Here is a 4,772-nt window from a genome sequence, read left to right as displayed (position 1 = left end):
AAAGATGAGTGGGATTAAAAACAGACGCGATTAATCGCGTCTCTACGGCAATTCTACCGAAGTTGGTTTAGCTATATGTGGCAAACCCCAACCTAATTTTTCTCGCAAAATTCGGAAAAACTCAGGCGGTTGCAGGCGAATAAATCGGACACTATATTGCGATCGCTCCAAATATACTCGATCCTCTGGTAATATATAGCATCCTCCATTGCCATCCACCACCATCACCAGCCGAGGAATGTTTACTGGGTAAATGTTGACTGATTCAGTATCTGGAAATACTAATGCTCTAGAAGCTAGGGAATGGGGACAAATGGGTACTAGTTGTAAAACAGGCACCCCAGGGGTAACAACTGGGCCACCAGCACTCAATGAGTAAGCTGTAGAACCCGTAGGCGTAGAAACAATCACACCATCCGCCGCAATATCCACTGGTGCATGACGCCCGATGACAATTTCAAAGTGGCACATAGAGGTTAAAGGTTCCCGATGCAGCACCATTTCATTCAAGCAGAGGGCTTCCCACAGCACTGAATCTCCCCGAAATACTTTGACGGTGAGCATGGCTCGTTCTTCAATTTCATACTCACCTGCCATTGCCTGCTCTAATGCTTGGGGCAATTGATTCAGGAAAGTTTCCGTCAAAAAGCCCATGTGGCCGGTATTCACTGTTAGCAGTGGAATACCACAGGGGGCTACCTGACGAGACGCTGCTAAAACAGTGCCGTCTCCCCCTAACACCACTGCAAACTTCATATCTGAGTCAAAACCAGGGGGCGTCAGACCGTCAATGGGAGTATGGCATACGGGACTCTCCGGGGTAGAGTAGCCCAGTATACCACCAATACTCGATGTTATACATACATTCCAACCGGCAGCGGTTAGCTTGTCTTTCAACTCAATAGCGACACGACCCGCTATCGGTTTGATGTCATTGTAGATAATGCCTGCTTTCGGCACACTTAAATATCCAAGTTTAGGCGATGCTCTGTATTATGTAATCGTTACACATTTTTGGTCATGTAGTCATTAATCTAGAGTCAAATGTCCAGAGTCTAGAGTTTAATGACTAATACAGCATAATTCAGCACTCAGCACTCAGAAGTCAGAAGTAGAATAGGCTTTATACTTGGCTTTGAGACTTAGCTTGTGTACTTCAGCAACTTAAAATCTACTGTATCTGTTTTGTAATGATTATTGACTATTGGCTTTTGAAGACTGTTTAAAAGGAGTTTTTTTAGGTTTCTGCTTCTTGTTTTTATTTTTCTCGTAGTCTAACTCCTTGAGCTTCTTCATAATTCGGCTGAAGTACTCTTGTAGATAGCTTTCTAGGGTTGTGGTTTGTTGCTGATCTAAGCCGAAGACTGTGTATACCTCATCCATTGAAGCATTTAACTGTTTACCACTAGCCAATACTTCTGTAAACGCCAGCCTATCCGCTACGTTCCATCCCCACTGAAAGAACCGCATTAAGCCCCGCACGGCACGGAGTAAGTTTATTGGCATCCGCGTTACCCTGGCGTCTTTTCCAGATAAGCGTTCACACAGGTTGATAATTTCTTCTGCACTCCATGCACGAGTGCCGACTAAAGGAAAAGCTTGGTTTTCCGTTTCGGGCACACTCAATGCACGGATTGCAAACTTAGCAATGTCCTGAGTATCCATATAGGCGATGGGAGAAGAATTACCTGTCACCCAAACTGGCTGTGCTTCCAAAATCGGAATCCCATACTGACTGATTAACCCTTGCATAAAACCAGCTAACCGCAAGATGGTATAATTCAAGCCTGACTCAGCCAAGAAAAGTTCTGTACACCGCTTAATTTCCATTAGCGGCACTTCTGGATATTTATCAGCATCTAAAATCGAAAAGAAGATAAAACGCTCTACACCCGCTGCTTTTGCTGCTTGAATCAATGCTACTTTGCCGTCCCAGTCCACTTGTTTGATACTCAGTGAATCTGTAGGACGAGATGTTGACGCATCAATAACTTGGGTTACACCAACTAAAGCTTCCGCTAGGCTCTCCGGGTAACGCAAATTTCCCGGTACGAGTTCTGCGCCCCATTCTTTGAGAAAAGCTGCTTTTTTACTGCTCCGCACAAGACAGCGTACTTTATACCCCTCATCGATAGCACGACGAGCCACTTGTCTTCCTAAGGTGCCAGTTGCACCGACGATTAATAATGTCATGAGGGTTGTAATAAATTTTAATGTTTTATGAAAAGAATGTTATCAGAATAACCTATGTAAACAAAAGTTTACATCTTTTCTCAGAAAATTAATTTATTTAGAGAGATTAATGGGAAAAAGGGAGTGGTGAGTGGAGAGAATAATAACTCAGCACGGGCTAAACCCTAGCTATCGGCTAACACCACTCCTAACTCAGCACTCAGCAATAATTATTCTTCTGTGCCCTGAATTTTCAGTAACAACGCTCCTAAACCCCAGCCTACGAAGATTAAACCGAAAGATAATAGAGCTGCATTCAAAAGTTCGCCGCCCATTGGTGTGATTCTCCTTATGCAAAGTGGTGTGTAAACTAGGTCTACCAGAAGCTTTTCAATAGTTGCTGTAGGATTAGACCTGTGTAAATAATTTTAAACTAGTTTAGCAGGTAATCTTTACTGGTTTGGAAGGCAATCCCTACTGTTGGGAGAGAGTGAGACAGATAAATTGGGAAAACTTAATAATAATTATGAAGAGATTTTATGTATCAAATTAATTTAGTAAATTTGGGTAAAGAAAATCGTCCGCGTTTGGCGCTGACGTTGGGAGATCCGGCGGGGATTGGACCGGAGGTGATTTTGAAAGCTTTGGCAGAGCCGGAAATTAGTAAAAAATATGACGTTACAGTGGTAGGTAACACGGATTTGCTGGCACAGACTTATCACAAACTGAATTCAACTGATAATTTAGCACCTTTGGCAAATCCAGACGAGTTGTTAGTTAGCGATGTGCAATTAGATGGGGAAATTAAAGGTAAAATTATCGCAGCAATAGGTAATGCGGCCAGTGGTGCGGCTAGTTTTGCGTATATGGAATATGCGATCGCTCAAACACTTGCTGGTAAATTTGATGCTATTGTCACAGGACCAATCGCTAAATCTGGTTGGAAAGCCGCAGGGTATAATTATCCAGGGCAAACGGAACTTTTGGCACAAAAATCAGGTGTTGACCGTTTTGGGATGTTATTTGTAGCGCGATCGCCCCACACTAATTGGACATTCCGCACCTTACTTGCTACCACACATATTCCCTTACGTCAAGTAGCTGATACGTTGACACCGCAGTTGTTGACAGAGAAATTAGATTTGCTGGTGGAGTGTTTAGAGAGGGATTTTGGTATAGAAAATGGGAGAATTGCGATCGCTGGGTTAAATCCCCACAGTGGCGAACAGGGACAACTTGGACATGAAGAACAAGATTGGTTAATTCCCTGGTTAGAGCAAGAGCGGCAAAATAGACCACAATTACAACTAGATGGGCCGATACCGCCAGATACGATGTGGGTTAAACCTGGTCAAGCTTGGTATGGAAATTTTTTAGTCCAAAATCCTGCTGATGCTTATCTAGCACTTTACCACGACCAAGGCTTAATTCCTGTGAAGCTGATGGCCTTTGATCGGGCAGTTAATACTTCTATTGGTCTTCCTTTCGTTCGGACTTCACCAGATCATGGAACAGCGTTTGATATTGCGGGTAAGGGAATTGCTGATGCTACGAGTATGAAAGCAGCGATACATTTAGCGGCTGAGTTGGTTAGTCAAAGGCTGGCGGCGAGAAAACTATGAATTATTTCATGATTTATAAATAGACTAGTCCAAAGAATCATGGAAGTGCAACCAAGAGAAATTAGGAATTATCTGACAGTAGATGGAAAAAATATTTTTGATGAGTGGCTTGATTCTCTGCGAGATAGAAGAGCAAAAGCTAAAATAAGAGCCAGACTTGACCGAGTTTAAGATGGTAATTTAGGTGATTGTAAGTCAGTTGGAGAAGGTGTTTTTGAATTGAGAATCGACTATGGGTCAGGCTACCGCATATACTTTGGACAAGAAGGGATAACAATTATTATTCTTTTGTCTGGTGGAGATAAAAGCACTCAGAAACAAGATATTGATAAAGCTCAGGAATATTGGAAAGACTATAGGAGTAGAGATAATGCCTAGAAGCGTAAGCTATCACGAAGGACTAATTAAACATCTCCAAGACCCACTAGAAGCGGCATCTTATATCGAAGTAGTTTTAGAAGAGGGTGACCCAAAAATGTTAGGAAAAGCCATCGCAAATGTGATTGAGGCACAGGGTGGAATTGATCAGTTTTCAGCGCAAGTTAAGCAATGCTATGAGCAACTCGACTTGATGTTATCTGAGCAAGGTGAAATTGAATTTTATTGTATGAGTAAATTACTGGATGCATTGGGATTACAGCTAGCGGTAACAGTGAAGTCACCATGATGTGATTTTTAAGGATAGTTTAAATCACTCGCTCTTATACCTTACCAATTTATTTTTCTCAACTGTTTTCTAGGGTTAACAATCCTGCTGATAAATCCACTACCAACCGTCGATTTTTGAGCCACTCACGACCGAGTAAAAGTTCTGAAACTCCATCACCTGCATAAACAGGGATATTAAACTCTTGTCCATCTATTCGCACTTTTCCAGCGTAGATATCAAACTTTGCTTCCCCCTTTGCTAGTTGCATATTTCGTTCACCTAAATACACCCAATCAAATTCCTCTAAATCCTGCTTGTCAATGGCTAGC

At 42.3% G+C, this 4,772-nt stretch carries 6 protein-coding genes and 1 pseudogene; 3 read left to right on the top strand and 4 right to left on the bottom strand.

The window, feature by feature from the left end; translation table 11 throughout:
* Positions 1-42: 42 nt before the first annotated feature.
* The 3 genes from ACEW80_RS12015 to ACEW80_RS12005 all read right to left on the bottom strand — a co-directional run bounded on the left by ACEW80_RS12015 (position 43) and on the right by ACEW80_RS12005 (position 2,507).
* On the bottom strand, positions 43-960 hold the full coding sequence (locus tag ACEW80_RS12015) for an NAD(+) kinase (protein WP_373526792.1): 918 nt from the start codon (positions 958-960) through the stop codon (positions 43-45).
* A 234-nt stretch (positions 961-1,194) separates the two neighbouring features.
* Positions 1,195-2,193: an SDR family oxidoreductase gene (locus tag ACEW80_RS12010; RefSeq protein WP_373526791.1), complete on the bottom strand. Its 999-nt coding sequence runs from the start codon at positions 2,191-2,193 to the stop codon at positions 1,195-1,197.
* Positions 2,194-2,402: 209 nt separating this feature from the next.
* Positions 2,403-2,507 carry a PetM family cytochrome b6-f complex subunit 7 gene (locus ACEW80_RS12005; protein WP_118167852.1) on the bottom strand — a complete coding sequence of 35 codons (105 nt, stop codon included), beginning with the start codon at positions 2,505-2,507 and terminating at the stop codon, positions 2,403-2,405.
* A gap of 204 nt (positions 2,508-2,711) precedes the next feature.
* Between ACEW80_RS12005 and pdxA the strand changes: the two genes are divergently transcribed.
* The 3 genes and pseudogenes from pdxA (at position 2,712) to ACEW80_RS11990 (ending at position 4,461) form a co-directional block, all read left to right on the top strand.
* Positions 2,712-3,794 carry a 4-hydroxythreonine-4-phosphate dehydrogenase PdxA gene (pdxA, locus tag ACEW80_RS12000; RefSeq protein WP_373526790.1) on the top strand — a complete coding sequence of 361 codons (1,083 nt, stop codon included), beginning with the start codon at positions 2,712-2,714 and terminating at the stop codon, positions 3,792-3,794.
* Between the two features lie 39 nt (positions 3,795-3,833).
* Positions 3,834-4,172, top strand: a pseudogene (locus tag ACEW80_RS11995) (type II toxin-antitoxin system RelE/ParE family toxin).
* On the top strand, positions 4,165-4,461 hold the full coding sequence (locus ACEW80_RS11990; RefSeq protein ID WP_373526789.1) for a DNA-binding protein: 297 nt from the start codon (positions 4,165-4,167) through the stop codon (positions 4,459-4,461). The pseudogene ACEW80_RS11995 and the gene ACEW80_RS11990 overlap by 8 nt, the downstream one beginning before the upstream one ends.
* Positions 4,462-4,519: 58 nt before the next feature.
* On the opposite strand, the gene ACEW80_RS11985 is transcribed toward ACEW80_RS11990, so the two are convergent.
* Positions 4,520-4,772 (bottom strand): aspartyl protease (locus tag ACEW80_RS11985; RefSeq protein ID WP_373526788.1); only part of this gene is annotated, 253 nt, incomplete at its 5' end.

Origin of the sequence: Nostoc sp., assembly GCF_041747015.1 — a bacterium.
In the GTDB taxonomy this organism is placed as follows: Bacteria; Cyanobacteriota; Cyanobacteriia; order Cyanobacteriales; family Nostocaceae; genus Nostoc.
This window is presented reverse-complemented; position numbering and strand designations above follow the sequence as displayed.

Excerpts from the sequence above, each read along its gene's own strand:
- ACEW80_RS12010 (WP_373526791.1), bottom strand. The coding sequence starts at position 2,193 with ATGACATTATTAATCGTCGGTGCAACTGGCACCTTAGGAAGACAAGTG.
- ACEW80_RS11990 (WP_373526789.1), top strand. The coding sequence starts at position 4,165 with ATGCCTAGAAGCGTAAGCTATCACGAAGGACTAATTAAACATCTCCAA.
- pdxA (WP_373526790.1), top strand. The coding sequence starts at position 2,712 with ATGTATCAAATTAATTTAGTAAATTTGGGTAAAGAAAATCGTCCGCGT.
- ACEW80_RS12005 (WP_118167852.1), bottom strand. The coding sequence starts at position 2,507 with ATGGGCGGCGAACTTTTGAATGCAGCTCTATTATCTTTCGGTTTAATC.